This is a genomic window from Leisingera daeponensis DSM 23529 (assembly GCF_000473145.1).
GTDB lineage: Bacteria > Pseudomonadota > Alphaproteobacteria > Rhodobacterales > Rhodobacteraceae > Leisingera > Leisingera daeponensis.
On the sequence record NZ_KI421500.1, the window covers coordinates 1,490,761 to 1,516,879 of the forward strand.

General features: G+C 64.7%; 31 protein-coding genes. 16 read left to right on the top strand and 15 right to left on the bottom strand.

Annotated features, from left to right (window positions below; translation table 11 throughout):
* Positions 1 to 15: 15 nt before the first annotated feature.
* Entirely contained in the window at positions 16 to 495 is a 480-nt protein-coding gene (locus DAEP_RS0107610) for a dihydrofolate reductase (protein ID WP_008556995.1), read from the bottom strand.
* An 18-nt stretch (positions 496 to 513) separates the two neighbouring features.
* Positions 514 to 1,347 (bottom strand): thymidylate synthase, encoded by an 834-nt coding sequence (locus DAEP_RS0107615; protein WP_027244243.1) that lies wholly within the window; start codon positions 1,345 to 1,347, stop codon positions 514 to 516.
* Between the two features lie 246 nt (positions 1,348 to 1,593).
* Here DAEP_RS0107615 and DAEP_RS0107620 point away from each other — a divergent pair, with 246 nt between their 5' ends.
* From DAEP_RS0107620 to DAEP_RS0107630, 3 genes are all read left to right on the top strand, one after another.
* Entirely contained in the window at positions 1,594 to 2,499 is a 906-nt protein-coding gene (locus tag DAEP_RS0107620) for a hypothetical protein (RefSeq protein ID WP_027244244.1), read from the top strand.
* A gap of 3 nt (positions 2,500 to 2,502) precedes the next feature.
* A complete protein-coding gene (locus tag DAEP_RS0107625) occupies positions 2,503 to 3,939 on the top strand; it encodes a hypothetical protein (protein WP_027244245.1) in 1,437 nt (478 codons plus the stop codon).
* A gap of 75 nt (positions 3,940 to 4,014) precedes the next feature.
* The gene (locus DAEP_RS0107630; protein ID WP_008554058.1) at positions 4,015 to 4,443 is read left to right on the top strand and encodes a VOC family protein; all 429 of its coding nucleotides are present in this window, start codon (positions 4,015 to 4,017) and stop codon (positions 4,441 to 4,443) included.
* A 114-nt stretch (positions 4,444 to 4,557) separates the two neighbouring features.
* Here DAEP_RS0107630 and DAEP_RS0107635 read toward each other — a convergent pair whose 3' ends face one another.
* Positions 4,558 to 4,749, bottom strand: coding sequence for a hypothetical protein (locus DAEP_RS0107635; RefSeq protein ID WP_027244246.1), 192 nt, complete (start codon positions 4,747 to 4,749; stop codon positions 4,558 to 4,560).
* Between the two features lie 13 nt (positions 4,750 to 4,762).
* Positions 4,763 to 5,002 carry a YdcH family protein gene (locus tag DAEP_RS0107640; protein ID WP_008555437.1) on the bottom strand — a complete coding sequence of 80 codons (240 nt, stop codon included), beginning with the start codon at positions 5,000 to 5,002 and terminating at the stop codon, positions 4,763 to 4,765.
* A gap of 141 nt (positions 5,003 to 5,143) precedes the next feature.
* Here DAEP_RS0107640 and DAEP_RS0107645 point away from each other — a divergent pair, with 141 nt between their 5' ends.
* The gene (locus tag DAEP_RS0107645; RefSeq protein ID WP_027244247.1) at positions 5,144 to 6,067 is read left to right on the top strand and encodes a hydrogen peroxide-inducible genes activator; all 924 of its coding nucleotides are present in this window, start codon (positions 5,144 to 5,146) and stop codon (positions 6,065 to 6,067) included.
* A gap of 554 nt (positions 6,068 to 6,621) precedes the next feature.
* Here the strand turns inward: DAEP_RS0107645 and DAEP_RS0107655 are convergent.
* From DAEP_RS0107655 to DAEP_RS0107665, 3 genes are all read right to left on the bottom strand, one after another.
* Positions 6,622 to 7,119, bottom strand: coding sequence for a MarR family winged helix-turn-helix transcriptional regulator (locus DAEP_RS0107655; RefSeq protein WP_425411763.1), 498 nt, complete (start codon positions 7,117 to 7,119; stop codon positions 6,622 to 6,624).
* Positions 7,120 to 7,195: 76 nt separating this feature from the next.
* Positions 7,196 to 7,453 carry a succinate dehydrogenase assembly factor 2 gene (locus tag DAEP_RS0107660; protein WP_008554023.1) on the bottom strand — a complete coding sequence of 86 codons (258 nt, stop codon included), beginning with the start codon at positions 7,451 to 7,453 and terminating at the stop codon, positions 7,196 to 7,198.
* A 7-nt stretch (positions 7,454 to 7,460) separates the two neighbouring features.
* Positions 7,461 to 7,877, bottom strand: coding sequence for a helix-turn-helix domain-containing protein (locus tag DAEP_RS0107665; RefSeq protein ID WP_027244249.1), 417 nt, complete (start codon positions 7,875 to 7,877; stop codon positions 7,461 to 7,463).
* A gap of 96 nt (positions 7,878 to 7,973) precedes the next feature.
* Between DAEP_RS0107665 and DAEP_RS0107675 the strand changes: the two genes are divergently transcribed.
* Both DAEP_RS0107675 and DAEP_RS0107680 read left to right on the top strand, forming a co-directional pair.
* Positions 7,974 to 9,176: a pyridoxal phosphate-dependent aminotransferase gene (locus tag DAEP_RS0107675; protein ID WP_027244250.1), complete on the top strand. Its 1,203-nt coding sequence runs from the start codon at positions 7,974 to 7,976 to the stop codon at positions 9,174 to 9,176.
* A gap of 13 nt (positions 9,177 to 9,189) precedes the next feature.
* A complete protein-coding gene (locus DAEP_RS0107680; RefSeq protein WP_027244251.1) occupies positions 9,190 to 9,603 on the top strand; it encodes a hypothetical protein in 414 nt (137 codons plus the stop codon).
* A gap of 21 nt (positions 9,604 to 9,624) precedes the next feature.
* Here the strand turns inward: DAEP_RS0107680 and DAEP_RS0107685 are convergent, their stop codons facing one another.
* Positions 9,625 to 10,389, bottom strand: a complete 765-nt coding sequence (locus tag DAEP_RS0107685) for a hypothetical protein (RefSeq protein ID WP_027244252.1) — start codon at positions 10,387 to 10,389, stop codon at positions 9,625 to 9,627.
* A gap of 173 nt (positions 10,390 to 10,562) precedes the next feature.
* Here DAEP_RS0107685 and DAEP_RS0107690 point away from each other — a divergent pair, with 173 nt between their 5' ends.
* Positions 10,563 to 10,925 (top strand): PRC-barrel domain-containing protein, encoded by a 363-nt coding sequence (locus DAEP_RS0107690; RefSeq protein WP_008553785.1) that lies wholly within the window; start codon positions 10,563 to 10,565, stop codon positions 10,923 to 10,925.
* A 24-nt stretch (positions 10,926 to 10,949) separates the two neighbouring features.
* Here DAEP_RS0107690 and DAEP_RS0107695 read toward each other — a convergent pair whose 3' ends face one another.
* The gene (locus DAEP_RS0107695) at positions 10,950 to 11,393 is read right to left on the bottom strand and encodes a nucleoside deaminase (RefSeq protein WP_027244253.1); all 444 of its coding nucleotides are present in this window, start codon (positions 11,391 to 11,393) and stop codon (positions 10,950 to 10,952) included.
* A 174-nt stretch (positions 11,394 to 11,567) separates the two neighbouring features.
* Between DAEP_RS0107695 and DAEP_RS0107700 the strand changes: the two genes are divergently transcribed.
* Positions 11,568 to 11,930: a DUF1428 domain-containing protein gene (locus DAEP_RS0107700; RefSeq protein ID WP_008555687.1), complete on the top strand. Its 363-nt coding sequence runs from the start codon at positions 11,568 to 11,570 to the stop codon at positions 11,928 to 11,930.
* Positions 11,931 to 11,955: 25 nt separating this feature from the next.
* Here DAEP_RS0107700 and DAEP_RS0107705 read toward each other — a convergent pair whose 3' ends face one another.
* Complete coding sequence (locus tag DAEP_RS0107705; RefSeq protein ID WP_051337491.1) at positions 11,956 to 13,338, bottom strand: MATE family efflux transporter; 1,383 nt, start codon at positions 13,336 to 13,338, stop codon at positions 11,956 to 11,958.
* A gap of 118 nt (positions 13,339 to 13,456) precedes the next feature.
* Between DAEP_RS0107705 and DAEP_RS0107710 the strand changes: the two genes are divergently transcribed.
* Positions 13,457 to 14,107 carry a TIGR02453 family protein gene (locus tag DAEP_RS0107710; protein WP_027244256.1) on the top strand — a complete coding sequence of 217 codons (651 nt, stop codon included), beginning with the start codon at positions 13,457 to 13,459 and terminating at the stop codon, positions 14,105 to 14,107.
* A gap of 3 nt (positions 14,108 to 14,110) precedes the next feature.
* Here DAEP_RS0107710 and DAEP_RS0107715 read toward each other — a convergent pair whose 3' ends face one another.
* The 5 genes from DAEP_RS0107715 to DAEP_RS0107735 all read right to left on the bottom strand — a co-directional run bounded on the left by DAEP_RS0107715 (position 14,111) and on the right by DAEP_RS0107735 (position 18,981).
* Positions 14,111 to 15,025: a nickel/cobalt transporter gene (locus DAEP_RS0107715; protein WP_027244257.1), complete on the bottom strand. Its 915-nt coding sequence runs from the start codon at positions 15,023 to 15,025 to the stop codon at positions 14,111 to 14,113.
* A gap of 1 nt (position 15,026) precedes the next feature.
* Entirely contained in the window at positions 15,027 to 15,662 is a 636-nt protein-coding gene (locus DAEP_RS0107720; protein ID WP_027244258.1) for a DUF1007 family protein, read from the bottom strand.
* A gap of 63 nt (positions 15,663 to 15,725) precedes the next feature.
* Complete coding sequence (gene ppk2 / locus DAEP_RS0107725) at positions 15,726 to 16,667, bottom strand: polyphosphate kinase 2 (RefSeq protein ID WP_027244259.1); 942 nt, start codon at positions 16,665 to 16,667, stop codon at positions 15,726 to 15,728.
* 182 nt (positions 16,668 to 16,849) lie between these two features.
* Positions 16,850 to 17,458, bottom strand: a complete 609-nt coding sequence (locus DAEP_RS0107730; protein ID WP_027244260.1) for a carboxymuconolactone decarboxylase family protein — start codon at positions 17,456 to 17,458, stop codon at positions 16,850 to 16,852.
* A gap of 107 nt (positions 17,459 to 17,565) precedes the next feature.
* Positions 17,566 to 18,981, bottom strand: coding sequence for a pyridoxal phosphate-dependent decarboxylase family protein (locus DAEP_RS0107735; protein WP_027244261.1), 1,416 nt, complete (start codon positions 18,979 to 18,981; stop codon positions 17,566 to 17,568).
* Positions 18,982 to 19,311: 330 nt separating this feature from the next.
* On the opposite strand from DAEP_RS0107735, the gene parE reads away from it, so the two are divergent.
* The 7 genes from parE to DAEP_RS0107765 all read left to right on the top strand — a co-directional run bounded on the left by parE (position 19,312) and on the right by DAEP_RS0107765 (position 26,110).
* Positions 19,312 to 21,270, top strand: coding sequence for a DNA topoisomerase IV subunit B (parE, locus tag DAEP_RS0107740; RefSeq protein WP_027244262.1), 1,959 nt, complete (start codon positions 19,312 to 19,314; stop codon positions 21,268 to 21,270).
* Between the two features lie 123 nt (positions 21,271 to 21,393).
* Positions 21,394 to 21,828: a Panacea domain-containing protein gene (locus DAEP_RS23525; RefSeq protein ID WP_161787058.1), complete on the top strand. Its 435-nt coding sequence runs from the start codon at positions 21,394 to 21,396 to the stop codon at positions 21,826 to 21,828.
* A gap of 2 nt (positions 21,829 to 21,830) precedes the next feature.
* Positions 21,831 to 22,583: a hypothetical protein gene (locus tag DAEP_RS22505; protein WP_051337342.1), complete on the top strand. Its 753-nt coding sequence runs from the start codon at positions 21,831 to 21,833 to the stop codon at positions 22,581 to 22,583.
* A 791-nt stretch (positions 22,584 to 23,374) separates the two neighbouring features.
* Positions 23,375 to 24,139: a hypothetical protein gene (locus DAEP_RS0107750; RefSeq protein ID WP_027244263.1), complete on the top strand. Its 765-nt coding sequence runs from the start codon at positions 23,375 to 23,377 to the stop codon at positions 24,137 to 24,139.
* A gap of 29 nt (positions 24,140 to 24,168) precedes the next feature.
* Positions 24,169 to 24,825: a DNA-3-methyladenine glycosylase I gene (locus DAEP_RS0107755; RefSeq protein ID WP_027244264.1), complete on the top strand. Its 657-nt coding sequence runs from the start codon at positions 24,169 to 24,171 to the stop codon at positions 24,823 to 24,825.
* A 15-nt stretch (positions 24,826 to 24,840) separates the two neighbouring features.
* Positions 24,841 to 25,521, top strand: a complete 681-nt coding sequence (locus tag DAEP_RS0107760; protein ID WP_027244265.1) for a hypothetical protein — start codon at positions 24,841 to 24,843, stop codon at positions 25,519 to 25,521.
* 154 nt (positions 25,522 to 25,675) lie between these two features.
* Positions 25,676 to 26,110, top strand: coding sequence for a DMT family transporter (locus tag DAEP_RS0107765; RefSeq protein WP_008556952.1), 435 nt, complete (start codon positions 25,676 to 25,678; stop codon positions 26,108 to 26,110).
* The last annotated feature ends 9 nt before the right edge of the window (positions 26,111 to 26,119 follow it).

Below are 26,119 nucleotides of genomic sequence, written 5' to 3' on the forward strand. Positions count from 1 at the left end.
GGGGTCTTGCCCCTGTCACCGCCGCCGCAGATATTCAACCATCACGCAGGCCGGATCGCTGTCCCGCAGGACCGTTTCCCCGGCCTTGACCCAATTGTCCGGATCGAACTCCGGGAAATAGGCGTCAGCATCAGGAATGGTCAGGTCCACCTCGGTGATCAGCAGCCGGTCCGCCATGCCCAGCATACCGCGGTAGATCCCTTCTCCGCCGATGCCATAAACGCGCCTGTACCCTTGCGCATGGGCCTCCGCCACCGCCGCCCCGATTGACGGCAGCACGATGTCTGCCGCCGCGGGGTTCGACGATACCACCAGATTCAACCGGTTCTTCAGCGGCTTCACCGGCAAGCTGTCCCAGGTATTGCGGCCCATGATGATGGCGCCGCCCAGGGTCTCGCGCTGGAACGCCTTCAGATCCTCCGGCGCGAACCAGGGGATATCATTGTCCTTGCCAATGGCCCCGTTGCGCGCCCGCGCAGCGATCAGGGTGATCATGGGTATCTTCCTTTGAGATCAGACCGCCACCGGCGCCTTGATCGCCGGATCGGGGTCATAGTTCAGGATCTCGAAATCCTCGTATTTGAAATCGAAGATCGAGCTGACCTGCCGCTTGATCCGCAGTTGCGGCAGCGGCTTGGGGCTGCGGGACAGCTGCAGCTTCACCTGCTCCACATGGTTGGAATAAATATGCGCATCGCCCATCGTATGGACGAAATCCCCCGCCTCATAGCCGGTCACATGCGCCAGCATCGCCAGCAGAAGCGCATAGGAGGCGATGTTGAACGGCACGCCCAGGAACATGTCGGCAGACCGCTGGTATAGCTGCAAATGCATCTTGCCGCCCGCGACCCGCACCTGCCACAGCGTGTGGCACGGCGGCAGCGCCATGTCCGGCACGTCGGCCGGATTCCAGGCCGAAACGATCAGGCGGCGGCTGTCAGGGCTCTTGCGGATCATCTCTACCAGATCCGCGATCTGATCGACACTCCCGGCGCGGTAGAGCGGCTCATCCCCGGTGGTGCCTTCGGCCAGCTCCAGCTTGGGAAAGCGGCGCCACTGGTGGCCGTAAACCGGGCCCAGATCGCCGTTCTCATCCGCCCATTCGTCCCAGATCGAAACGCCGTTTTCCTTCAGGTAACGGATGTTGGTGTCGCCCGACAGGAACCACAACAGCTCATGGATGATAGAGCGCAGATGCAGCTTCTTGGTGGTGACCAGCGGAAACCCGTCGGCCAGGCTGTAGCGCGCCTGCATCCCGAAACAGCTCAGCGTGCCGGTGCCGGTGCGGTCATCCGATGGCACGCCATTGTCCAGAATATGGCGCAGCTGATCCAGATACTGCTGCATGGAGCCCCCCTGGCTTTGCCCTGAATATCACGCCCCGGAATACCCCCTGCACAGCCAGCCGCCAAGGGAAAAAACCGTCTGGAGGCGCGTCCGCCCCACAACATATACGCCTCACCACCGGGCCAAAGCCTACATACGGGTAGCGCATCCGCCACGGTTGCGCTGGAATCGGCACTGTTCAATTGACTTTGCCGCGGCCGCGCCCGATGGTGGCGCAAAACGATAAAGATATTGAGGTAGAGGCAGATGAGGCGCTTTTGGCTAGGGATCGCGGCGGCGGCCGCGCTGTCGGCGTGCGGCGGGGGCAACCCGTTTACCACCGGGACAGGAGATCCGGATGACGTCACCGGCACGATCCCGGAAGCTATTGCAAACGATCTCGACAGCGTCAGCTACAATCCCGCCAGCCAAACCCTGACCGTGACCGGCGTCAGCTTGGACGAAACGCCCTTCTCCGCCACCTACGTGCGCAAGCCATCACTGGACCGCGACGGGTACGAGGCCTACACCGTTCAGGATTCTTCGCTCGACCGCCACTCCACCGCTTATGCGCGAGAGATCGAAGGCGGATATGCCGTTATTGTCGCGACGGGCGGTCAGTTCGGCTACTATTTCGCCGGCGCCAACTACGGCCGCGGCGGCGCCTACTCCGCCCCCGTCACAGATCAGCCGTCCGGCGGACTCGTCAGCTACGCAGGGTCCTACATCGGTCTCTTGAATGTTGCCGGCAGCGGCGAAGACCTGCTGCCCGTGACGCCCGGCACACCAACCGACGTGCTGCCGACGCAAGCCGCCGAAATCACTGGCGACGTGCTGATCAACGCAGACTTTACCGACAATGCCGTCAATGGCCTGATCTACAACCGCGCCGTCAGGGATGACGGCTCGGTGTCCCCGACAAATCTGGAACTGGCGCCGACTGCCATTGCTTCGGACGGGACGTTCTCGGGCTTGACAACGATCAATCAGCAATCTGTCGGCGAGTATGGCGGTGTGTTCTCCGGTACGAATGCCGCTTCGGTCGCCGGCGGTGTCCACGCCACCGGCCATATAACCGAATACGGCCCGGAAATTGAGGAATACGGCGTCTTTGTGCTTGGCCAATGCGGGGGCGCCAACAGCGACCCGCTTTGCGACCAGCCGACGCCTTAAATCATGCGGAAGGCAGCCGCCGCCGCGCTGCTGGGACTGGGGCTGTGGTCTGCACAGCCTCAGGCGCAGGAAACCGGACGGCAACAGGCTCACCTGTCGCTCCAGCAGGGGCACATTCTGGCGGCGCACGCCTTGAATACCGGCAACCCGCAGCTGGCGCTGCGGGTGTCGGAGGCGCTGCTGCAGGCCGACGGCAAGAACCACCTGGCCTGGCACCTTCAGGCCGCCGCCTATGCGCAGGCCGGGCAGCCCGCCAAGGGCCGCAAATCCGCCGCCCGCGCCTTCCGCTTTGCCCCCGACGACGCCACCAAGTACCAGATGGCCCAGCTCGCCTCCCGCCTGGCGTTCCAGGGCGGCAGCCCGCTGCTGTCGCAGTACTGGCTGCGCCGCACGGCCGTCTACGCCCCCGACAGCAAAGCCGAAGAGCTGATCGCCAAGGACTATCAGGCGCTGCGCCGCATCAGCCCCTGGTCCTTCCGGCTGAGCGGCGGGCTGAAGCCGTCGAACAATGTGAACAACGGCTCCGATGCCGCGACGCAGGAAATCGACGGGCTGTCGTCGCATGAAAACCGGTTCGGGCCGCGGGCGATTGCCCTGTCCGGACTCATTGGAACCCTTGATGCCGGCATCACCCGCCGCCTGCGCCAGAGCGGCACCAGCCTGACCACGCTCAGCGGGCGCCTCTATGTGCAGCGCGTGGCCCTGTCCTCCAGCGCCAAGGCAGAGGCGGCAGATCTCGCCGCCAGAACCGGGACCACCGCACCGCGGAACTCAGAATTCGGATCGACCTATGGCGAAATCACCCTCAGCCACGCCTTCACCGCCGGCCCTGCGGAGAAGGGCGGCAGCGCCCGGGCCGACCTGACCGCCGCCACCTCCTGGTACGGCGGGCAGCGCAACTACAACCTTGCGAAACTGTCTGCCGCCCGAAGCTGGGCCCTCTCGCCGCGCAGCCGCCTCACCCTCAACGGCAGCGCCGAACACCGCCTGGACCCGCGTTTTGCCAGCCTGGAAGCCGATGTCTTCGGCCTCGGGGCGTCGCTCTCGCGCAAGCTTGAAAACGGCGACAGCCTCAGCTTCACGCTTGGCCTGCGCGACACCCAGGCAAACAGCGTGAATTCAAGCGGCCAAACCGCCACCGTGCACGTCGGCTATGCCTTCGGGCAGCTGGTCGGCCCGGCCAGGATCAGCACCGGCCTGATTTTGGGAACCGCCGATTACCCGGACCACACCTTCTTTGACGGCAGCGTCTGGCAGCCCATCCCCGGCGGCCGCCAGGACCACTCGGTTTACGCCGACCTGAACCTGTTCTTTGAAGACTACGACTATGCGGGCTTTGCGCCAATGCTGCGGGTCCGGGCCGGCAAGCGCAGTTCCAACCACAGCCGCTTCGACAGCTCGGAATTCTCCGTCTCGCTGGGGATCGAGTCAAAATTCTAAGACCGCCCGGCGCTTTTGCTGGCCTTCCCGCGCCGCGCCGCTAAAGTCCCTGACAGCGATAACAGGAGACCCCCCATGCCCCTCAAATATCTGCACACGATGGTCCGGGTGAAGGATCTGGAGAAATCCATGGCCTTCTACGAGCTGCTGGGCCTCAAGGAGACCCGGCGCTGGGAAAACGAGCAGGGCCGTTTCACCCTGATCTTCATGGCGCCGCCGGGCCAGGAGGAAACCCCGCTGGAGCTGACCTACAACTGGGACGGCGACGACGCGCTGCCCGATGACAGCCGCCATTTCGGCCATCTTGCCTATGGGGTGGACGATATCTATGCCACCTGCCAGCACCTGATGGACAATGGCGTCACCATCAACCGGCCGCCGCGCGACGGGCATATGGCCTTCGTGCGTTCGCCCGACAACGTCTCCATCGAACTGCTCCAGAACGGCGAGTCGCTGGCCCCGGCAGAACCTTGGGCCAGCATGGAAAACACCGGCCACTGGTAGGCGCCGGCGGCCGCGGGGCCCGGTGCGGACCGGCTTAACAAAAACAAATCTGCCCTCCGGCTTGCACCGGAGGGCGATCGGGCGGCTTCGCGCGGCGCGCGTGTCTCCGCCCCCTCAGGCCCGGCGGGTCTGGGATCCGAACGTCAGCGTCACCTGCGAACGCTGCCCGGCGATAAAGGGGCTGCCGCCATCAGGACCGTCGTCGTCCTCTTTTTCTTCCTCATCAAGCAAGGCCGCCCGCATGTCGTCCAGATCGGCGCTGTGCAAAAAGCCCGCACCGCTCAGCGGATGGGGATACTGAAACATCACCGCGGCCTCCCTATGCGGACTGCTGCTGCGTGAAGCCCGGAAGCCCGGTGCGGCGCAGCTGGCTCAGGCAGCGCATGATCTCGTCCTTGGTCCGCAGGCGCTGGCGCTTCAGCCCCTGCAGCATCATGCTGCACGGCGACGGGCGTTTCAGCTCCTTGGCGATTTTCGCCTTCAGCGACTGGTGCTTCAGGCGCAGCTTGGCCAGCCTCACCTGCAGCGAGAAAACCTTTACCCGTGGACTGTTCTTCATCAATTGCCTCCTTTTTCAAGTACCGGCGGCACACCACCCCGCCGCCTGACCCAAAAGATGGGCTGCATTTGCTTTTTAAGAAGCCAATAGTATTGTGAATAAAGATAGGTTTTACCTATTCAAAGAAATGGAGGGCCACAGATGCCGGAGATCACCCTGCGCCAGCTGCGCTATTTCTCTGTCCTCAGCAAAGCCCTGCAATACCGCAATGCGGCGCGGCAGCTGGGCATCAGCCAGCCCTCCCTCAGCCTGCAGATCGCCGCCCTGGAAAAAGCCCTGGACACGCGCCTGATCGAACGGCGGCGCAGCGGCCTGATCCTGACGCCGGCAGGACGGGACACCGCCCTCCAGGCCGAAAGGATCCTGCAGGATGTGGAACGGCTCAGCCAGACAGCGGGGGCTTCCGGCACCCAGCTTGAGGGCACCCTGCGGCTCGGCTCTTCGCCGACCATCGGCCCTTACCTGCTGCCGCGGGTGCTGCGGCGCCTGCACCAGTCCTTCCCGGACCTCAAGCTGGTCATCCGCGACGCCCCCCCGCGTGAGCTGACGGAGGATCTGCTGGCGGGCCGGCACGATCTGATCCTGACCCAGCTGCCGGTGCCGCGCGATGACATCCGCCACACCTTCCTGTTCCGGGAGCCGCTGAGCCTGGCTGTGGCCCGGGATCACCCTCTGGCCGGCCAGCAGCGGGTGAAGACCGCCGATCTGGCCGGGGAGAACCTGCTCAGCCTCAACCCCTCCTACACGCTCAGCCGCCAGGTTTCGCATCTCAGCGCGGCGTCGGGGGCACACCTGCGAGAGGACTTCGAGGGCACCAGTCTCGATGCGCTGCGCCAGATGGTCTCGCTTGGCATGGGCGTCACCCTGCTGCCCGCTTTGTATGTCGGCTCCGAAGTCAAACGCGGCGAAGGCGATGTCGCAGTGATCCCGATGCAGCCGGTGCTTTACCGGCAGGCCGGCCTGGCCTGGCGCCGCAGCAGCGGCAGCCCGCCCGCCTTCCTGAAGCTCGCAGACTTCATCCGCAGCGTTGCCGAACAGGAATTTTCCGATCAGGTGATCCTGTAAGCCCGGACACAGGCCAGGCCGCGCGGGGGCCGCCGTGAACCGCATCTGTCCGCCTGCCGGCAAGGCCCCAGGCCAGCGCCCGGTCCGCTTCCGGCAGCCCCATCCCCACCCCAGACAGCCCGGCCCGACCGGCCAATGCAGCCCGCCCGCCAAAGCCGCCGGCCCGGCCAACGCATCCAGCGTGATGGAGCTGCGCCTGGGCGGCCCCGGTTGCGCAATTGACCGCACCGCCCGGCGCAACGCAAAAAACCGGCACAGCGCCTGACGGTGCTGTCCGTGCCCGGCGGTGCAATGACCCGCCTTCCGGTTTTCTGAAAAACACAAACCAATAATAATATCCGCATCAGCGGCACAAGCCGCCGCAAGGCAACCCCCTTACGCGGGAACAAGGGCGGTCACTTCTGCAACCTCCAGCCGCGGCCCCGCTCGGGTCCCGGCGCTTTGCCCTTCAATACACCCGGAACACGGTTTCCCCTCATGCCCGGTTCTGGCCTGCCGGTGCTTTGCCAGCATTTACGGCCCGTCGCCGCCGGAATCATCGCCCGGCCTGCGCCTTAGTAGATATAGCGGATCTGATCCGACCAGTAGCGCTCCACCCGCTTCAGCGAGGCGGTGATATCCTCGATCCCCTCCGAGGAGATCACGTTCTTGCCTTCCAGCCCTTCGGCATGGCGGGCGAACAGCGCCGACACGATATCGCGGATCTCACGGCCGCGCTGGGTCAGCCGCACCCGCACCGAGCGGCGGTCGATCTCGCAGCGCTGGTGGTGCATATAGCCCATCTCGACCAGCTTCTTGAGATTGTAGCTGACATTGCTGCCCTGATAGTAGCCGCGGGTCTTCAATTCCCCGGCGGTCACCTCATTGTCACCGATGTTGAACAGCAAAAGCGCCTGAACCGCATTGATTTCCAGCACGCCGACGCGTTCAAACTCGTCCTTGATGACATCCAGCAGCAGACGGTGGAGACGCTCGACAAGGGCCAGCGCCTCCAGGTAGCCAGTCATGAAACCTTTGCGGTCCGTCCGGCTAATTGGCATTTCCATACTCATTCGCATCTCCGACTCGAATTTGCTTCTGAGGTAAGATGCCAACAATTCCCGAAAAATCGGTTAAGCTGGTATTTTATTATTTTTGGTACGTTTGCGCTATGTCCGCGACCAGTGCGCGGAACCGCTCCTGCGGCTCCGCCTGGCCGGTGACCCACTGGTACAGATCCTGGTCGTTCTCGTGCAGCAGCTGGTCATAAAGATCCAGCTGCGCAGCGTCCATCTGCTCCAGATTGGCGGCTGCAAAGGCCGACAGCAGGATATCCATTTCCTTGATACCCCGGCGCATAGAGCGCATCTGCAGCCGCTTCAGGCGAATGGTCCGGTCTTCCTGCATTCTGGTCTCAAGCAACTTCTGTGGTCTGGCCGTCGTTGACCTGCAGCAGGGTCCGCAGCTTTTTCTCCAGCCGCGCCGCCCGCTCCGCATTTTGGCGCATTTCGCTGCGCAGGTCGCGCAATTCGTTCAGAATGCTCGTGAAATCGCCTGCCTCCAGCTCCAGCGGCGCCGGTTCTGACATGCCTTCGCCCTCGCCGGTCAGCAGCCAGGACATCGACACGTTCAGCACGCCCGCCAGCATCGTCAGCTTGTTGGCGCGCGGCTCCGCCAGGTCGCGTTCCCAGGCGCTGAGGGTGGACTTCTTGATCCCAAGCCGGCGCGCAAGCTGGCCCTGGGTCATTCCGGCAGCTTCCCGTGCAGCCGCCACGCGGTCGCCAAATGTCGCTGCGTCCGGGCCGTACCAGTCTGTAGTCCGCTCCGTCATTGCCAGTTCTCCTCATCCAGTTTGAACGCGGCTTGATCGCCGTCCAGCCGCACCCTATGACAGTTGCGAGCAACATACAAACCGAGGCCGCAGACCATGTCTTTCCTGTCCGAGACCTTATCCCGCGTCAAACCGTCACCGACCATTGCAATGACGGCCAAGGCAGCCGAGCTGAAGGCAGCCGGACGCGATGTCATCGGTCTCAGCGCCGGCGAGCCGGATTTTGACACGCCGCAGAATATCAAGGACGCGGCCGTTGCCGCCATCGCCGCGGGCAAGACGAAATACACCGCCCCCGACGGCATCGCAGAGCTGAAACAGGCGGTCTGCGCCAAGATGAAGCGCGACCACGGGCTGGACTACACGCCGGCGCAGGTCTCCGTCGGCACCGGCGGCAAGCAGACGCTCTATAACGCGCTGATGGCCACCCTGAACGAAGGTGACGAGGTGGTGATTCCCGCCCCCTACTGGGTTTCCTACCCCGACATGGTGCTGCTGGCGGGCGGCACCCCGGTGATTGCCGAAACCTCGCTTCAGACCAGTTTCAAGCTGACCGCGGATCAGCTGGAGGCGGCAATCACTCCCAAGACCAAATGGTTCATCTTCAACTCCCCCTCCAACCCCACCGGCGCAGGCTACAGCCGGGAGGAGCTGAAGGCGCTGACAGACGTGCTGCTGCGCCACCCGCATGTCTGGGTGATGACCGACGACATGTATGAGCATCTGGCCTATGACGGGTTTGAATTCTGCACCCCCGCCCAGGTGGAGCCGCAGCTTTATGACCGCACCCTCACCTGCAACGGCGTCTCCAAGGCCTATGCGATGACCGGCTGGCGGATCGGCTATGCCGCAGGCCCGGAGAAACTGATCGCAGCCATGCGCAAGGTGCAGTCGCAGTCCACCTCCAACCCCTGCTCGGTCAGCCAATGGGCCGCGGTGGAAGCGCTGAACGGCACCCAGGACTTCCTCGCGCCCAACAATGAAACGTTCGTCCGCCGCCGCGATCTGGTGGTGTCGATGCTGAATGAAATCGACGGCATCTCCTGCCCCACGCCCGAAGGCGCGTTCTACGTCTACCCCTCCATCGCCGGGCTGATCGGCAAGACCACCCCTGCGGGCAAGGTGATTGAAACGGACGAGGATTTTGCCACCGCCCTGCTGGAAGAGGCCGATGTCGCCGTGGTCTTTGGAGCGGCCTTCGGCCTGTCGCCGAACTTCCGCGTCAGCTACGCCACCTCGGACGCAGCGCTGGAGGAGGCGTGCCGCCGCATCCAGACCTTCTGCGCCGCGCTGACCTGACAGGAGACACGGCATGAGCGCCGATCTGCCGGAGTATTATTTCCGCGTCCGCGAAAACGGCGCTTTTGTGTTCCGCGTCGATACCGAGAACCGCCAGCGGCGGATCGAGATGGACCAGATCGCCGTTGTGAACATCCGCAACGGCGAGATCAAACCGCACGGCCAGCGCCAGCTGAGCGATCAGGACATTGCCGAGATCAAGTCGTGGATGGCGGCCCGCACCGCCACCCTCGCCGCCCGCGATACCGACGACATCCACCGGGCCATCGACCATCTGAACCTGACCGCCCACTGGGCCAACAGCCGCGCCACCGATGAGCAGCTGGAGGAGGTCACCGACGCGCTGCTGCTGGCCATGCACGACCTGCGCAGCGTGCTGGTGCGCAAGAAGGCCGACCGCCTGATGAAGGACCGAGGCGGCGAATAAGCCACCCGCATCGCGACCGGTTCAGCCGCAAAACAGCGAGCGCACCGAATAAGACCGGAACCGCGCGGGCGGCGGCGGCCGGCCGCGGCTGTCCAGCCCCGAAGCACGCGGCGGCAGCAGCGGATTTCCCAGCAAAAACAGGCTGCGCTGCCACTGCTCCAGCGGCGTTCCCGCCTGCGGCCCGCCCAGTTGCAGCCGCCACTGCAGATGCAATATGCCCCGTGAGCGCGCATCGCCGCCCAGCTGGAACAGGCCGCTTGCGCTTGCGGGCTCAGGCTGCGGCTCCGCGCCCTCCACGCTGGCGATCTGGCAAATGTGCTGGGCCGTCACCGCCGCCCCCAGCCCGCCGCCCGGCTGCTGCCGTATCAGAGTGACGGCGTGACCGGCCTTGATGCCTGCCCCGCGGATGGCAAACTCCAGCACCTGCGGCAGCTCATACCACCGGGTCTGCACACCCGGCCCGAACAGCCGCTCCTCGCCCTGCCAGTGCGCGCCGCTGGCAAACCGCAGCACATAGCGCCCCGGCGGCACCAGCACCTTGAAGAATGCGCCGCCCTCGATATAGGCCGCCAGCGCCGCCGCGCCGGTCTCCGCATCGCTGAGGGTGAGGTAATAATCCGCCCCCGCCGGCGTCTTCACCTGCAAGGGAAACACGGCGGGCAGCCCGGTGCGGTTCCACATCAGCCCGGCCCGCGGCGGTTCTGCCATCAGTGCCAGCGGCACGAGGCAGGCCAGCAGCACGGCCAGCAGCCGGCCCGCGCATTTTTCTGCACACCTGAACGTCATCGCAGCCTCCTTCCCGACGTTGCGGCGGGGGTGCCGTCAGCCTAGCACAAATGCAGCGCGGCCAGCCCAGCCGCCCTGCAATACCTCGCGCCCCTGCCTGCCCGCCCGGCACCGGAACAATCGGCCAGCCGGGGCGTTGTTTCTCTGTCCACACGAAGAACAGGAGCAAGACCATGCAACAGGCTCAACACGGCTCTGGCGGCAGCCTCGTCTCCTCCAATGACGTCACCGGCACCGCCGTCTACGATAAAACCGGCGAAAAGGCGGGCACCATTGACCACCTGATGATCGACAAGTCATCCGGCAAGGCCGTCTACGCGATCATGACCTTCGGCGGCTTCCTGGGCCTTGGCGAACGGGAATTCGTGATCCCCTGGGGGGCGCTCTCATACGACAGCGGCCTGGACGGGTTCCGCACCAGCATCACCCCGGATCAGCTGAAAAGCGCCCCGGCGCAGTACGAGGGCTGGCACCGCGACCGCAACCACGAGGAAAGCATCTACGATCATTACCACGTGCCCTATTACTGGTTCTGATTGCCCTGCCCCTCTCCGGCGCCCCTATTCGGCGATGTCTTCCGCCCACAGCTCCGGCTTCTCGCGGATGAACCGCTGCATCAGCGCGATGCAGTCCGGGTCTTCGGCAATCACCACCTCGACACCGCGGGCGCGCAGGAATTCTTCATTGCCGCCAAAGTTCTGCGTGTCGCCGATCACCACCCGCGGGATGCCGAACTGCACGATGGTGCCGCTGCACATCATGCAGGGCGACAGCGAGGTATAAAGCACCGTATCGCGGTAGGAGGTCTGCCGCCCCGCCTTGCGCAGCGCATCCATCTCGCCATGCGCAATCGGGTCGCCCTTCTGCACCCGCTGGTTGCGCCCCTGCGCCACCACCTGTCCGCCGCGCGCCAGCACCGAGCCGATCGGGCAGCCGCCCTCGTCGAATCCCGCCTTGGCTTCCTCATAGGCGATCCGCAGCAGGCGCCTGTCGTCGTCGGTCATCATGGGCAAGGGGCTTTCCGGTTGAAAATCAGACTGTTCCAGAACCCTGCCCGCAGGACGCCAAACGGTCAACCCCACGCCGCGGCGCGCAGCAAGAGGCTGGAGCGAACCGCCGTCCCGTGCCACACTCGCCCAGGCCGGGCCGTGCCCCGGACGATCCCTGGGAGGGCCGCCATGTATGTCGCCGGATTCGTGATCCCCGTGCCCGAAGAAAACTTCGAGGCGTATAAGGCCTGGGCCAGAACCAGTGCCGAGCTGTTCCGGGAATACGGCTGCCTCGAGTCCGTCGACTCCTGGGAGGACAACGTGCCCGACGGCCAGAACACCGATTTCCGCCGCGCCGTCGCCGCCCGCCCGGGGGAGCGGATCGTCTTCTGCTGGCAGGTCTGGCCCAGCCGCGAGGAAATGGAGGACGCCGAGGCGCGGATCGCCAAGGACACCCGTTTCGACATCCCGGTCGAAATCCCCTTTGACCACCGCCGCCTGATCCTGGGCGCGTTCTCCCCCATCCACATCATGGGCCGCAGGGAGGACTGAAAAGCGCCATGCGGCCCTGCCCGGTTTACGCGGGCTTTGCCCCCACCCGTTTGATCGACTTGCCCCAGAACCGCTTCATAAGGAACAGCCCCGCTGCGGTAAGCCCCGCAACCAGCCCCATCCAGACGCCGGCGCCGCCCCAGCCGAGCACGAACCCCATGACATAAGAGGCCGGGATACCCACTGCCCAATAGCTGAGCACCGCAATCACCATCGGAACCCCGGTGTCCTGCACCCCGCGCAGCAGGCCCAGCGCAACCGCCTGCATCCCGTCCATCATCTGAAACAGCGCCGCCGCCGCCAGCAGGCCGCCGCCGATCAGCAGGATCTGATCCTTCTGCGGGTCGGCCGGGTCCAGAAACAGCGACATCAGCGGGCCGGGGATGGCCAGGAACAGGGTGATCCCCACCACTGAGACCGCCAGCGACATCGCCGTCACCACCTTGCCGCCGCGCGCCATATGCGCCCGGTCGCCGCGGCCAAAGGCATTGCCCGCGCGGATGGTGGCGGCATTGGACAGCCCCAGATGCACCATGAACGTCAGCCCCGCCAGCGAGATCGCGATCCCATGCGCCGCCAGCGGCACCGTGCCCAGCCAGCCCATCATCATCGCCGAGGCCGCAAACAGGCTGCTCTCGCTCAGCGTCGTGAGGCCGATCGGCGCTCCCATCCGGAACACCCGGGCCAGCATCTCCCAGTCGGGCCGCTGGAAGTTCTTCAGCAGCTCATGCTCCGGCAGCGCTTTCAGCGCATAGGCCAGCACCAGCGCAAAGGACACCCCGTTGGTCACGAGGGAGGCAATCGCCGCCCCGGTGATCCCCAGCTCCGGCGCGCCCCAGTTGCCGAAAATCAGCGCATAGTTCACCAGCGCATTCAGCACCGCCCCGATCACCGACAGCCACAGCACGATCTGGGTCCGCTCCAGCGCCGCCAGATAGGATTTGGCGACCATGTACAACAGCGCCGGAAAGACCGACCAGCCGGCGATCCGCAGATACGCCGCCGCCGCATACGCCACCTCCGGCTCCTGCCCCAGCAAGAGCAGGATCGGCTCCGACCACCACAGCAACGGCATCGCCAGCGCGCCATAGGCCAGCGACAGCCACAGCCCCATCCGGGTGGAGCGGCGGATCTGCCGCTCCTCGCCCGCGCCGGCCGCAGCCGCCACCATCGGCATCACCGCAAAGGCAAAGCCGGAGCCGAGGAGGAAAATCGAAAAGAAATAGGTCGAGCCGAGCGTCACCGCCGCCAGCTCCTCCACCCCGTACCAGCCCAGCATCACCGTATCGGTGAGGCCGATGGCAAACTGCGCCACATGGCCGCCGATCAGCGGCAGGCCAAGAACGGCGATTGCCCGGGCGTGGCCGCCGGGGGACATTTCGGAGTGTGCGACCGTTAACTTGCTCATGAAGCCAGCCTTAGGCCCGCCGAACAGTTCCGGCAAGAGCAGAGTCTCCTTGCCCCCCGCACAGGCCCATGGTGGTATTCTGCACAGACCGCCCCACCGTTTGCAGGAGCCTTTTCAAATGACCGACCCCTTTGCGCAGCTGATCCCCGATGCCCGCGCCTTCCTGACGGAGCTGTCGCAGGACAACAGCCGCGACTGGTTCACCGCGCATAAGGACCGGTATGAAGCGCAGCTGAAATCCCCCGCCCTGCTGCTGCTGGACGAGGTCGCGCAGGCGATCACCAAGCGGACCGGCAGGCAGGCGGTGCCCAGATTGTTCCGCCCCCAGCGCGACATCCGGTTCTCCAAGGACAAGACGCCCTACAAGACCCACCTGCACATGATGTGGACGGTGAACAGCGCAGGCTGCGCGCTGTTCTTCGGCATCGACCCCAAGTCCTGCACCACCGGCGGCGGCATCATGAACTTCACCAAGGCGCAACTGCCTGTCTGGCGCACCGCGGCCGACGGCGAAACCGGGGATGAGGCCGCAGCCCTGGTGGACATCCTCGCGCTCAAGGGCTTTGCCTCTAATGAGCCCGAGCTGAAACGCGTCCCCGCCCCCTATGGCAAGGCCCATCCCCACGGCCACCTGCTGCAGCGCAAGTCGCTGACCTTCTGGCACGAGATGAGCCCGCGCGAACAGGCCGCCCCGATGGCGGCGCTGATGTCCGCCTACCTGACGCTGGAGCCGATGTTCAAACTTCTGGAAGACGCACTGGAATCCTGAGCCTCACAGCGCCCGCAGCATGATCTGAAAGGCCAGCACGGCCACCACACCGCCCGCCAGGATCTCCAGCACCGCGGCTGCCCGCAAGGCACCCGTCCCTTGCATCTGCGCCAGCGTTCCCTTGCGCATGGTGACGGCAGCGGCCGCCACGGCGACCGTGACCGTGGCCGTGCCCAGCCCCATGGCAAAGGCACCGGCGATGCCGGACCACAGAACGCCCATCCGCCAGGTCAGCAGCAGCAGGAACACCGCCCCGGTGCAGGGCCGCAGCGCCACCGCGCCCACAATCGCCAGCGCATCGCGCAGCGAGTGGACATTGGCCGCCTCCTCCGCCGTTGGCCCGTGCCGGTGCCCGCAGGAGGAACACACCTCCCCAGCCTGATGACCATGGTGGTGATGGCCGTGTGCACCGTGTCCGCCAGCCCGGCTGCCCAGCAGCCGCCGCAGGCCCCGCGCCAGCAGCCACAGGCCCACCAGCGCAATCAGCCCATAGGACAGCGGCGCCAGCACATCCTCTGCCGCGCTGGTCAGCTGCTCGCGGCCCCAGTCCAGCAGCATCAGCCCGCCCGCCACCAGCAAGACCGCCGTGGCCGCCTGCGCCAGCGAGGACGCCAGCGCCAGCCCGGCCAGCCGCGCCAGCGGCACCGGCTTGCCCATGCCGTAGCCGCCGATCACCAGCTTGCCATGGCCCGGCCCGGCGGCGTGGAAAAACCCGTAGGCAAAGCACAAGGACAACAGCGCCGTCAGCGCCCCCGGCTCACCCGCGCGCAAGGCCCGCAGCCCCCGCGCCATCGCGTTCTGCGCCTCCCGCTGGCCTTCCGCCGCCCAGGCCGACACCAGCCCGGCGCCGCCAAACCCCCAGAGCCAGACCGCCAGACCCGCCACGCCCAGCGCAGCTATGGCCAGGAAAATCCGCACCTTACGCCCCGCAGCTCAACCGCACGGTATCGGCAAAGGCCTCTCCCACCTCCGGATAGGCGTCCTCTGCCTGGTCCGCAGGCATCGCATAGAGCAGCTCCTCCACCTTGGTATAGGCCGCATCCAGATCCGGCGGCGTGACGCTGGCCTGGCAGCCGCCCGAAACCTCCAGCCCGCCGGTCATCGTGTAAGCGGTGTAATAGCCCGGATCATAGGCCTTGATCACCACGCCATCGGCGGCCTGCGGCTCTGCCAGCACGCGGCGGTGCCGGGTGGTGATGCGCCCGTCCGCCACTTCGGTGGCCAGATGCTCCGGCGCGCCCAGTTCCAGCGCTTCGCCCGCCCGGGTCAGATAGGTGTCGCCCTGAAACCCCTCGACCCAGGCCATGTCGAACCCCCGCAGCTTCGCCAGCTCCTGCGCCGTCAGCGCGCCGTCGTAATCGCCATCCAGCCCCCGGTCCTCGAAGATCAGCAGCGAATAGAACTCGTCATAGGCCCAGGTGATCTCGACCGCCTCCAGCTGCCCGGAGTCCGAGACAATCAGCTTCAGGGCAGTATCGACAAAGATATGCGGATGCGACCCGGCATCCTGTGGGGCCAGCACTGCAGCGGCCAGCAAGGGAATAATACGCTTCATGGGTCAAAGCTTTACGCCTCCGGCGGCAGCCCCGCAACTGCGGGACCGCGCCGCAGGCGAGGATCAGCGCGCCCGTGTGCCGGGATGCAGCGCCTTGCCCAGGATGTGGTCGGACTGATGGATCACGTGATGCGCCTGCCCGACGATCAGCGGATCCGGATCCTGCACGATCGCAGCGTCCTTGCCCGGATAGTCGAGCGACGCCAGGAAATGCCGCATACAGTTGATCCGCGCCCGCTTCTTGCAGTTGGACTTGATCACCGTCCAGGGCGCATCGGCGGTATCGGTGTAAAAGAACATCGCCTCCTTGGCCTCGGTGTAGTCATCCCATTTGCCCAAGGATGCCTTGTCGATCGGCGACAGCTTCCACTGCTTCAGCGGATCTGTCTCGCGCGCGCCAAACCGCCGTTTCTGCTCTTCCTGGGTGACCGAGAACCAGTATTTGTACAGCCGGACACCTGAGCGCACCAGCATCCGCTCGAACTCCGGCGCCTGGCGCATGAATTCCAGGTACTCGTTTGGCTCGCAAAAGCTCATCACCCGCTCGACGCCTGCGCGGTTGTACCAGGAGCGGTCATAGAACACGATCTCGCCAGCCGTCGGCAGATGCTGCACATAGCGCTGGAAATACCACTGCCCGCGCTCCTCGTCCGAGGGTTTGTTCAGCGCCACCACCCGGGCTGAGCGCGGGTTCAGGTGCTCGGTGAACCGCTTGATGGTGCCGCCCTTGCCTGCCGCATCGCGGCCCTCGAACAGCATCACGAACTTTTCGCCGCTCTCCTGCGCCCACAGCTGCACCTTCAGCAGCTCCGCCTGAAGCCGCGCCTTCTCCGTTTCATAGGCCCGGCGCGCCATCTTTCGCGGGTAAGGATACTCGCCGCTCTCAAAGGCCCGGCGGATATCCTCCGCGCTTGGCGGCCGCGGCGCGGCCCGCACCGGCTTCTGCACTGTCCCTGACGCTGTCCCTGCGGCGCTGTTCACAATTGTCTCTGCTGCGGCGTCCATAAAAAGCTCCCTCTTTCAATCTGCGCCGCAACCATAGCGCCGCTGCCGCCGGCCCGCCCTGACCTGCATCAAAAGATGTGCGGTTTGCACACCAAAAGCGGCCCCCTGGGGCCGCTTGATCCGTTTCATCTGGCTGTAAATATCCCGGGGTGAGGCCCGCAGGGGCCGAGGGGCAGCGCCCCTCAGGTGTGGCCCCAGTCGTCCGGGTTTTCCGAATTGTTCGGGCTCAGCCCCAGCACATCCCCCCTGGTGGAGCACCCCAGCCCCAGCACCGTCCGGTTGGCATAGGCGAAATAGGCGGTCACCTGGTTGATCTCCAGGATCTCCCCGTCGTCAAAGCCTGCCTCCCGCAGCGCCGCGATATCCGCCTCTGTCACGCTGGCGGCTTCCTCCGTCAGCCTCCGCGCATATCCCATCGCCAGCACCTGCGCCGCCTCCAGCGGCGCCGCCTCCAGCTCGCGCGCTTCGATCGCAGCCCGGATCGCCCGCCCGCGCGCCTCATCCCCCAAGAGCCGCTGCAACCCCGCGAAGTGATGCTCGACGCAATAGGCGCAATCGTTCAGCGACGACACCCACACCCCCAGCACCTCCAGAAACCACTTCGGCACCTTGTTGCCGGTGTGGTGCAGCACATTCTTGTACACCGCCATATGGCCTTCCATCGAATGCGGCCGCAGGGAATGCACCATCATGATGTTGTCGACATTGTTGCCCGGCCCGGTCACCCGCTCATAGAGCTTCTTCAGCTTGCCGGTTGCCTCTTCAAACGGAACGGTCCTGATCCAGGCCATGTCTCTCTCCCTGACTGTTTGGCCGGGAGAGTAGCGGCTGCCAACAGCAATGGAAGGCAAAACGGAGCGTCAGATCCCGCCCGGCCCCGGGACGTGAGGCGCGGGCCTCACTCCGCCGCTTCCCGTGCCACCGCAGCAATGGCCGCCCGCACATCCGCCTCGCGGCTGCGGTGGTTGGTGATCGCGGCGCGCAGCAGCACGCGGCCGCCTGCGCGGGTGGTCGAGAACACCGCCTCGCCGCTTTCCTGCAGGGTCTGGGCAATGCGCGCATTCACCTGCGACTGCGCCTCCGGCGCCAGATCGCGGCGCGCGGTGAAGACGCAGACGTTCGACACCACCGGCGCCCCGAGTTCCATCAGGGGCTGCGCCTCCACCTCTGCGGCCATCAGTGCCGCCAGCTCGCAATTGCCGGTGATCGCCTCGGAAAACGCCGCCTCGCCGTAGGTTTCCAGCGCCGTCCAGACCTTCAGCGCCCGGTTGCCGCGGGACAAATCAATCCCGTAATCGCAAAACCAAGGCTCGCCGCCCGCCAGCCCGCGCTCGGCGCCTTCCAGATAGGCGGGCCGCGCCGCAAAGGCCGCCCGGTGCTCATCCTCGTTGCGCAGCAGCGCCATGCCGCAGTCATAGCCCACATACATCCACTTGTGGAAATCCAGCGCAATGCTGTCGGCCCGCCCGATCCCGTCCGACAGCGACCGCCACGGCTCCGCCGCGATCCGGGTCCAGGCGCCAAAGGCCCCGTCCACATGCAGCCACAGCCCCAGCGCCGCCGCAGCATCGGCCAGCGCGTTCAGATCATCGAACAGCCCCAGGTCCACGGTGCCCGCATTGCCCACCACCAGAAAGGGCACCGCGCCCGCAGCCTTGTCGCTTGCAACCATCTCCGCCAAAGCCGCGCAGTCCAGCTTGCCGTCCGCCAGCGGCACCATGCGCAAGCTGTCCGAGCCGATGCCCAGCAGTTCCACCGCCTTCAGCGTCGCATTATGCACGCCCGCGCCCGCATAGGCGGTCAGCCGCACCGCGCCCTGCCCCTGCTTGCGCAGATCCTTCAGCACCCTGAGCCGCGCCGCCTGAAAGGCAATCACCGTCGCCTGCGAGGTGCCGGTCACCAGAATGCCGCTGGCGCTCTCGGGCAGTCCCATCCTGGCCCGCGTCCAGTCGACCACCGCGCGCTCCATGTAGTTCGCGCCATGATCGCGCCCGCCCATATTGGCATTGACCGCCGCCGCCGCCAGGCTGCTGATCAGGTCCGAGGCCAGCCCCGATCCCTGCACCCAGCCCCAGAACCGCGGATGGGTGTTGCCGCCATGATAGGGCAGCACGTCGCTCATAATCCTATCCACGGTCTCCCGCGGGCCGCGCGCTTCCGCGGTCACCGCATAGCGGGCGCCGATATCCTCCGGCACCGGCTGCCAGGGACGCTCCGCCGCCTGCTGCATCTGGTCCAGCGCCGCCTCCAGCATTCTCTGCGCCTCAGCCCGGAATGCCGCCCAGTCCTGCGTCTTGATTCCCTTCTCAGCCACCCGGCGGCCCTCCTCCTGCCCTTCGCTGGCCGATGTGTAGACCGCACCCCCCCGCGCCGCACGGAAAATATCGACGCACCCGGATAAACGGAACTTACCTTGGAAGGTTTGAAAACTCGCTCACGGCCGCAACTGATCCAGACGAACGTTGACACCTTGCGGCATGTTCGGCCCGGCAGCACGCCGGGCGCTGCCCGCACCGTATAAGTTTCAAGGCACTAGAAAGCCCCGCCCGGCCTTATCCACAGCCCCCTGCACCCCTCTTCCACCCGGCTGCGACACCTGCCATAATGGCCGCCAATCAAAACCAAGGAAGAGCAGTTCCAGCACATGGCCGACGATCTCCTCAGCACGCCTGCAGCCGATACCTATGACGCCTCCTCGATCGAAGTTCTGGAAGGCCTCGAACCGGTCCGCCAGCGCCCCGGCATGTATATCGGCGGCACCGATGAGCGCGCGCTGCACCATATGGTGGCGGAGATCCTCGACAACTCGATGGACGAGGCCGTCGCGGGCCACGCCAACCGGATCGAGGTGACGCTGCACGCGGACTATTCCGTCACCATCTCCGACAACGGCCGCGGCATCCCGATCGACCCGCACCCCAAGTTCCCGGACAAATCCGCGCTGGAGGTGATCCTCTGCACCCTGCACGCGGGCGGCAAATTCTCCGGCAAGGCCTACCAGACCTCCGGCGGCCTGCACGGCGTCGGCTCCTCCGTGGTGAACGCGCTGTCGGATTCCATGGTCGTGCAAGTGGCCAAGAACAAGGAGCTGTTCGAACAGCGCTTCTCCCGCGGCCTGCCCCTCGGCCCGGTTGAGAAGATCGGCGCCGCCCCCAACAAGCGCGGCACCTTCGTGACCTTCCACGCCGACGAGCAGATCTTCGGCTCCCACCGCTTCAAGCCCAAGCGCCTGTTCACGCTGGTGCGCTCCAAGGCCTACCTGTTCTCCGGCGTTGAAATCCGCTGGAAATCCGAAATCGACGATGGCGAGACCCCGACCGAGGCCACCTTCCACTTCCCCGGCGGCCTCAAGGACTATCTGACCGAAGTTCTCGGCAAATCCTCCGTCTACGCAGACCAGCCCTTCGCGGGCAAGGTCGAGTTCCGCGAGAAATTCAACGCGCCGGGCTATGTCGAATGGGCGATCAACTGGACCCCGTCGCGCGACGGTTTCACCCAGTCCTACTGTAACACCGTCCCCACGCCCGAGGGCGGCACCCATGTTGCGGGCTTCTGGGCCGCGATCCTAAAGGGCATCAAGGCCTATGGCGAGCTGGTCAACAACAAGAAAGCCGGCAACATCACCCGCGACGACCTGATGGCGGGCGGCTGCGCGCTGGTCTCCTGCTTCATCGCCGACCCCGCCTTCGTCGGCCAGACCAAGGACCGCCTGTCGACCGAATCCGCCGCCAAGATGGTGGAAAACTCGGTCCGCGACCATTTCGACAACTGGCTGGCCGCCGACACCAAATCCGCGGGCGCCATCCTCGACTTCCTGGTCCTGCGCGCCGAGGAACGCCTGCGCCGCAAGCAGGAGAAGGAAACCCAGCGCAAGTCCGCCACCAAGAAGCTGCGCCTGCCGGGCAAGCTGACCGACTGCACCTCCAAGGACCGCGCCGGCACCGAGCTGTTCATCGTCGAGGGCGACTCGGCGGGCGGCTCCGGCAAGGGCGCGCGCAACCGCGTGAACCAGGCGCTGCTGCCGCTCAAGGGCAAGATCCTGAACGTCCTTGGCGCCGCCTCCAACAAGCTCGGCTCCAACGCCGAGATCAACGACCTGTGCGAGGCGCTTGGCGTCGGCCTTGGCAGCAAGTTCAACCTCGACGATCTGCGCTATGACAAGATCATCATCATGACCGACGCGGACGTCGACGGCGCCCATATCGCCTCGCTGCTGATGACCTTCTTCTTCACCCAGATGCGCCCGCTGATCGACGGCGGCCACCTCTACCTCGCCTGCCCGCCGCTGTTCCGCCTGACCCAAGGCGCGAAACGCGTCTACTGCCTCGATGAGGCCGAGCGCGACAAATGGCTGGGAAAGGGCCTGGGCGGCAAGGGCAAGATCGACGTCTCCCGCTTCAAGGGTCTTGGCGAAATGGACGCCAAGGACCTGAAGGAGACCACGATGGACCCGGCCACCCGCAAGCTGATCCGCGTCACCATCGACGAGGACGAGCCCGGCGAGACCGGCGACCTGGTCGAGCGCCTGATGGGCAAGAAACCCGAGCTCCGCTTTCAGTATATTCAGGAGAACGCGAAGTTCGTGGAAGAGCTGGATGTTTGAGGGGCGTTGACATCGCCACTCATGCCAAATAGAACATAATGAGAACACGGAGTCGCTATGGGACAAGATGGTCGAGCCGTCGCGAATTTCGTTCTTGACGTTTGTGACGAAGAAGGAATTTTGGTGACGAACCTTGCACTGCAGAAGTTAGTTTACTTCTGTCATGCTTGGCACCTCGTTGAATTTGATGAACCACTTATCAAACAAAACTTTGAAGCCTGGGATTACGGTCCCGTGCTTCAGTATCTTTACCGAGAGTTCAAGCACTGCGGTCGCTCAGCAATCAGAGCCAGGAGCAAGAAGCTTAATAGGTTCTCAGGCAAGCAGGAGATCGCGCTCTTTGAAGCCCCAAAGGATAAAATAGAATTTCTAAGAAAAGTAATAGGATTTTATGGGAAATTAACGGCGTCACAGCTTGTAGACATCAGCCATGCTGAAGGTGGCCCATGGGACAAAGTATGGAATCACGATGGAAAAATAAATCCAGGGATGAGGATTGAAAACGCGGATATCCGTTCTTACTATTCTACTCTCCCCCGCGCTGCAAAGGTTCAATAAACATGGCTCAGAAAGTTCTCAACGTTCCGTCGGCACAGCACTTGGCGCGGAACTGGCGCGAACGACCTGAGATGATTGCGAATGAGCTGGTTAGGCTGTTCGATAACACGCCAATGTTTAACTACAACGCACTTGTGCACGCGGTCAGGGACTACCTAGTCTTTGGGGTTCCGTTTGATGACGTTGAGAGAGGTATCAGGGAGAAAGTGAAACGGGAAACCGTGCGAAAAAATTTCCTCGAGATTCTGCCTCTGCTTAGACGCCACTTTGAAAATGAAAAACCGGATTTTGTGAATGCAGTTAGCCCACGTTTCTACCCACTTGCTCGTGGTGCGGACGGCAAGACACTGAGCATTCCGTTCAAACCGCCTATGGTATACGGCGTTGGCGGCAAGCTTGTTTTTCCTTGGTTTATTTTCTGGCGCAAAAACCCTCTCAAAGGAGAGAAATTCTCGCTCTTCGTGAGTGTGGTCAAAGAAATTCTGGCGCAAGACCCTGACCTTGAAGACGCAGAGTTTCAAATCTTGGATTTCAGCTCGGTCAAACCCGATCAGCCGCGAATTCTAAGAAGCATTAACGCAAATGACGTTCCGGAAATTTCAGTATCTCGCAGGAACGAGATGCTTGAACAATTTTCGCAAGGTTTCTTTTTGGCGCAGGAGCGCATTGCCGAGCGTCAAGAGAAGAAAGAACGCGCCAAACGCGAACAAGAAAGGCGTGAGGAACACGACCCACGCCAACAAAGTTTCTTCTAGTTTCTATCTTAGCGTCCCCAAAACACTCAAACAGATCCTCTCTGTTAGGGCGCCACATAACATTCACCTGTGTGAAAACACTCCCGCCGGAAGCATTCCAACGCTAGGTCTGCGCCTGCCGGGGGGCAGGCAGGCGCAGACCGGGCCGCAAGCGACCCGGTCAGGGGAACAAGCCGCAACCACCACCATCCAATTTCGACGGGTGCAGGCGGCGGGGCCTCGCACCCGGCAAAGCCGGAAACCCCGCACAGCGCTCCGGCCCGAACGGGCCGTGCTACGGCCGGGAGAATATCACCGTGTCACGCCTGCTATTCATCCCTAGGCCGCGCCGCACCATCCACCAAGGGTGTTGCGCCAAACCCCAATCAACCGCACGCCCCGCTTGCGCGCCCTTAACCCCGCTCTGCCATACTCCAATCCGTCGCGACACACCGGTGCGGACTGACACCCCGCACCACAGGAGATACGGGAGCCCCCAAGACCACCTCTTCATCGGGTGCAGGGGTTTTTCCGCTACACGAGAGCTTTCGAGCGGACATGGGGGCTTGCGACCCCCGCCGGCCCTCCGCCATCTGGCGGCGCCGCCACCTCTTAACCGGCCAGCACATCACGGCCAGACAGTAAAACGGCCCCCCGGCCCCTGACAGACAGACGGGCAGACAGACACCGGACAGGGACACACTCCCGCCCGGCCAAACCCGCGCATCCGGTGACAGCTTCGTGAGGGCTGTTGCCTGAAACCGCTTTCCCTTCCTATGGTCAGGCCAGCCGATCACAGCAGGGACACAGCCATGGCCTTCATCGCGGACAACCAGCTGCCCCTCCTGATCCTGTTCTTCCTCGCGGGCCTCATCGCCACCGCCTTCCTGTTCCGCAAGCCGCCGGGCCACCGGGCCTGGAAACTGGCGGATCTGGTCTGGGTCATGCTGGGCGGATTCGGCGCGCTCGCGGCGGTGATCTCCGGCATCTACGCCGCCGACAGCTCCCGGCTGGAACGCCAGATCGACATCGCCTATGCCGCCACCGCAGCCTTCGACCGCGACGCCGCCCGTTTCCGCCTGCGCTTCTGCGACCCCGCCTATGACACCGACATCGCGGTTCTGTGCGAAAAGGTGGAATTCCTCTCCGCCTCCACCGCGGGCAACGCCGAACTGCCCCTGTTCATCGCGGTGACGGATGAGGTCGCGCCATTGCAGGGCCTCAGCTTCCTGTTCGGCACTTCCCGTTCAGAGATGGACGGCATGAAGGAGATGGAGGCCCAGGCCAGCGCCTTCGACCCGGAGGCGTTCCTGGTCTTCACCGCCCTCGACGCCCCCGCGCAGGCAGCCGTCGCCAACATGCGCCGCAAGGTGCCCGCCATTGCCGGCGACTTTCTGATCATCGCGCGCGCCTATGACGACCTGATCGCCCATGTGTCCAAGCTCAAGGACGAATGGGAATATCTGCAGGACAACGCCCATATCCTGGTCCTGCAGATCATCGCCCTCTGCCTCGTCAGCTTCGCCGCCCCCTTCCGCCTCGGCAAATCCATTGTCGAGCTGCGCGCGCGCCGCTAACCTGACCAGACCCCAACAGGACCCCGCCCATGCGCAGCTTCGACGAGATCTACGCCATTTCCGCAGACCGCCACGGCGGGCCGCAGGGGCTGGAGACAAAGCTCGCCAAACCCGACCCCGAAGTGACCGCGCTGCCCGAGGACCGCTGGCTGTCCGTGATGACCAAATGCATCTTCCAGGCAGGCTTCAACTGGAAAGTGATCGAGGCGAAATGGGACGGGTTCGAGGAGGTCTTCCACCGCTTTGATCCGGGCGCCTGCGCCTTCATGAGCGAGGACGAGTTCGACCGGATCCTGAGCGACCCCCGCGTGGTCCGCAATGGCGCCAAGCTGGCCACGGTCCGCCAAAACGCCGCCTTCCTGATGGACCTGCGCGGCCAGGGCGGCGCGGGCAAGGTGCTGGGCGGCTGGCCCTCCGCCGATTACATCGGGCTGTTGGAGATGCTCAAGACACGCGGCGCCCGGCTGGGCGGCAATACCGGCCAATACGCCATGCGCTTTGCCGGCCGCGACAGTTTCATCCTCAGCCAGGACGTCACCGCGCGCCTCATCGCCGAAGGCGTCATCGACAAACCCGCCACGTCCAAAACCGCGCTGAAGGCGGTGCAGAAAGCCTTCAACACATGGATGGACCAATCCGGCCGCTCCCTCACCGAAATCAGCCGCGTGCTGGCGATGAGCTGCTGAGCTGAGGCGAACCGCATGATCCGCTGCCTGCTCCTCGCCCTCCTGCTCCTCGCCGCCTGCGGCCGCCCGCTGACAGAAACGGAGCGCGCCTATCTGGGCACCCTGCACGGCACCAGCCTCAACCCGGACAGGGTCCGCATCGTGGATGGCGCCCCCTTGGGGCCTATCACCCTGCACCGCACCCCGCGCCCCCGCGTCACCTGCCGCGAGCGCATCCTGCCGCCGGTCCGGGAGGAGATCATCACCACCAAACCCGCCGCCGTCGCCCTGTTCAACCGGATCTTCTTCACCCGCGACTGGTACGTGGAGAACTACCTGCCGGACTACCCGCAGCGGCTGCACCTGGTGGAGGCGATGCTGCTGGCGCATGAGGCCACCCATGTCTGGCAATGGCAGAACCGCAGCCGCACCGGCTATTCCCCGCTGCGGGCGGCGGCAGAGCACGGCCCGGACCGCGACCCCTACCTGTTCGATCTGGAAGGCAGCGCCGATTTCCTCGCCTACGGGTTTGAGCAGCAGGGCGCCATCATGGAGGAATACGTCTGCTGCCGCTCCCTGGCCCCGCAAGCGGAGCGCACCAAGCGGCTGCACAGGATGCTGGCCGCCGCGATGCCGGTCAGCCCGCTGCCGCAAAGCCGCGAAAGCGATGTCTACCTGCCGTGGAAAGGGGCAGAGCTGAACGGAATCTGCAATTGACCCGCCGTTTTCCGCCCCGGAAAACGGCCATAAAAGAAAGATTTTTCATCGCCGGAATCCGCGCCAGCTTCCGGCGCCGCGCCGCAACGTTGCTCTTGTCTTGCCACCGGGGTTGCGGCCACAACTTTGCTGACACCCCTGCAGGAGCCGCGCCATGACTCACTACGCCCTCATCATGCTGGCCGCAGGCCTCGGCATCCCGGTGCTGGCAGCGCTGAACGCCGCGCTCGGCAAGCTGATCGGCTCCCCGGCCTCCGCCGCGGTGGTGCTGTTCCTGATCGCGCTGGCGGCCACCATCCTTTATGCGCTGATCGCCGGCCCGCAGGCGCTGGCCAAGATCCCCGCCGCGCCCAAGCACCTGCTGCTGGCGGGTGTGCTGGTGGCCTTCTACGTCTTGTCGATCACCCATGTCGCGCCGCATTTCGGCGTCGGCAACGCTGTGTTCTTCGTGCTGATCGGCCAGCTGATCTCCGCCGCCGCCATCGACCATTTCGGCTGGTTCGGCGCCCAGGTCAGCCCGCTCACGCTCACCCGCGCCGCAGGCATTTCGGTGATGGCGCTGGGGGTCTGGATCACCCAGATGGCGTGAGGGAAAACG

Bases quoted from the DNA above. Each gene is read 5' to 3' on its own strand.
- DAEP_RS0107610 (WP_008556995.1), bottom strand. From the start codon at position 495: ATGATCACCCTGATCGCTGCGCGGGCGCGCAACGGGGCCATTGGCAAG.
- DAEP_RS0107615 (WP_027244243.1), bottom strand. From the start codon at position 1,347: ATGCAGCAGTATCTGGATCAGCTGCGCCATATTCTGGACAATGGCGTG.
- DAEP_RS0107620 (WP_027244244.1), top strand. From the start codon at position 1,594: ATGAGGCGCTTTTGGCTAGGGATCGCGGCGGCGGCCGCGCTGTCGGCG.
- DAEP_RS0107625 (WP_027244245.1), top strand. From the start codon at position 2,503: ATGCGGAAGGCAGCCGCCGCCGCGCTGCTGGGACTGGGGCTGTGGTCT.
- DAEP_RS0107630 (WP_008554058.1), top strand. From the start codon at position 4,015: ATGCCCCTCAAATATCTGCACACGATGGTCCGGGTGAAGGATCTGGAG.
- DAEP_RS0107635 (WP_027244246.1), bottom strand. From the start codon at position 4,749: ATGTTTCAGTATCCCCATCCGCTGAGCGGTGCGGGCTTTTTGCACAGC.
- DAEP_RS0107640 (WP_008555437.1), bottom strand. From the start codon at position 5,002: ATGAAGAACAGTCCACGGGTAAAGGTTTTCTCGCTGCAGGTGAGGCTG.
- DAEP_RS0107645 (WP_027244247.1), top strand. From the start codon at position 5,144: ATGCCGGAGATCACCCTGCGCCAGCTGCGCTATTTCTCTGTCCTCAGC.
- DAEP_RS0107655 (WP_425411763.1), bottom strand. From the start codon at position 7,119: ATGAGTATGGAAATGCCAATTAGCCGGACGGACCGCAAAGGTTTCATG.
- DAEP_RS0107660 (WP_008554023.1), bottom strand. From the start codon at position 7,453: ATGCAGGAAGACCGGACCATTCGCCTGAAGCGGCTGCAGATGCGCTCT.
- DAEP_RS0107665 (WP_027244249.1), bottom strand. From the start codon at position 7,877: ATGACGGAGCGGACTACAGACTGGTACGGCCCGGACGCAGCGACATTT.
- DAEP_RS0107675 (WP_027244250.1), top strand. From the start codon at position 7,974: ATGTCTTTCCTGTCCGAGACCTTATCCCGCGTCAAACCGTCACCGACC.
- DAEP_RS0107680 (WP_027244251.1), top strand. From the start codon at position 9,190: ATGAGCGCCGATCTGCCGGAGTATTATTTCCGCGTCCGCGAAAACGGC.
- DAEP_RS0107685 (WP_027244252.1), bottom strand. From the start codon at position 10,389: ATGACGTTCAGGTGTGCAGAAAAATGCGCGGGCCGGCTGCTGGCCGTG.
- DAEP_RS0107690 (WP_008553785.1), top strand. From the start codon at position 10,563: ATGCAACAGGCTCAACACGGCTCTGGCGGCAGCCTCGTCTCCTCCAAT.
- DAEP_RS0107695 (WP_027244253.1), bottom strand. From the start codon at position 11,393: ATGACCGACGACGACAGGCGCCTGCTGCGGATCGCCTATGAGGAAGCC.
- DAEP_RS0107700 (WP_008555687.1), top strand. From the start codon at position 11,568: ATGTATGTCGCCGGATTCGTGATCCCCGTGCCCGAAGAAAACTTCGAG.
- DAEP_RS0107705 (WP_051337491.1), bottom strand. From the start codon at position 13,338: ATGAGCAAGTTAACGGTCGCACACTCCGAAATGTCCCCCGGCGGCCAC.
- DAEP_RS0107710 (WP_027244256.1), top strand. From the start codon at position 13,457: ATGACCGACCCCTTTGCGCAGCTGATCCCCGATGCCCGCGCCTTCCTG.
- DAEP_RS0107720 (WP_027244258.1), bottom strand. From the start codon at position 15,662: ATGAAGCGTATTATTCCCTTGCTGGCCGCTGCAGTGCTGGCCCCACAG.
- ppk2 (WP_027244259.1), bottom strand. From the start codon at position 16,667: ATGGACGCCGCAGCAGAGACAATTGTGAACAGCGCCGCAGGGACAGCG.
- DAEP_RS0107730 (WP_027244260.1), bottom strand. From the start codon at position 17,458: ATGGCCTGGATCAGGACCGTTCCGTTTGAAGAGGCAACCGGCAAGCTG.
- parE (WP_027244262.1), top strand. From the start codon at position 19,312: ATGGCCGACGATCTCCTCAGCACGCCTGCAGCCGATACCTATGACGCC.
- DAEP_RS22505 (WP_051337342.1), top strand. From the start codon at position 21,831: ATGGCTCAGAAAGTTCTCAACGTTCCGTCGGCACAGCACTTGGCGCGG.
- DAEP_RS0107750 (WP_027244263.1), top strand. From the start codon at position 23,375: ATGGCCTTCATCGCGGACAACCAGCTGCCCCTCCTGATCCTGTTCTTC.
- DAEP_RS0107755 (WP_027244264.1), top strand. From the start codon at position 24,169: ATGCGCAGCTTCGACGAGATCTACGCCATTTCCGCAGACCGCCACGGC.
- DAEP_RS0107760 (WP_027244265.1), top strand. From the start codon at position 24,841: ATGATCCGCTGCCTGCTCCTCGCCCTCCTGCTCCTCGCCGCCTGCGGC.
- DAEP_RS0107765 (WP_008556952.1), top strand. From the start codon at position 25,676: ATGACTCACTACGCCCTCATCATGCTGGCCGCAGGCCTCGGCATCCCG.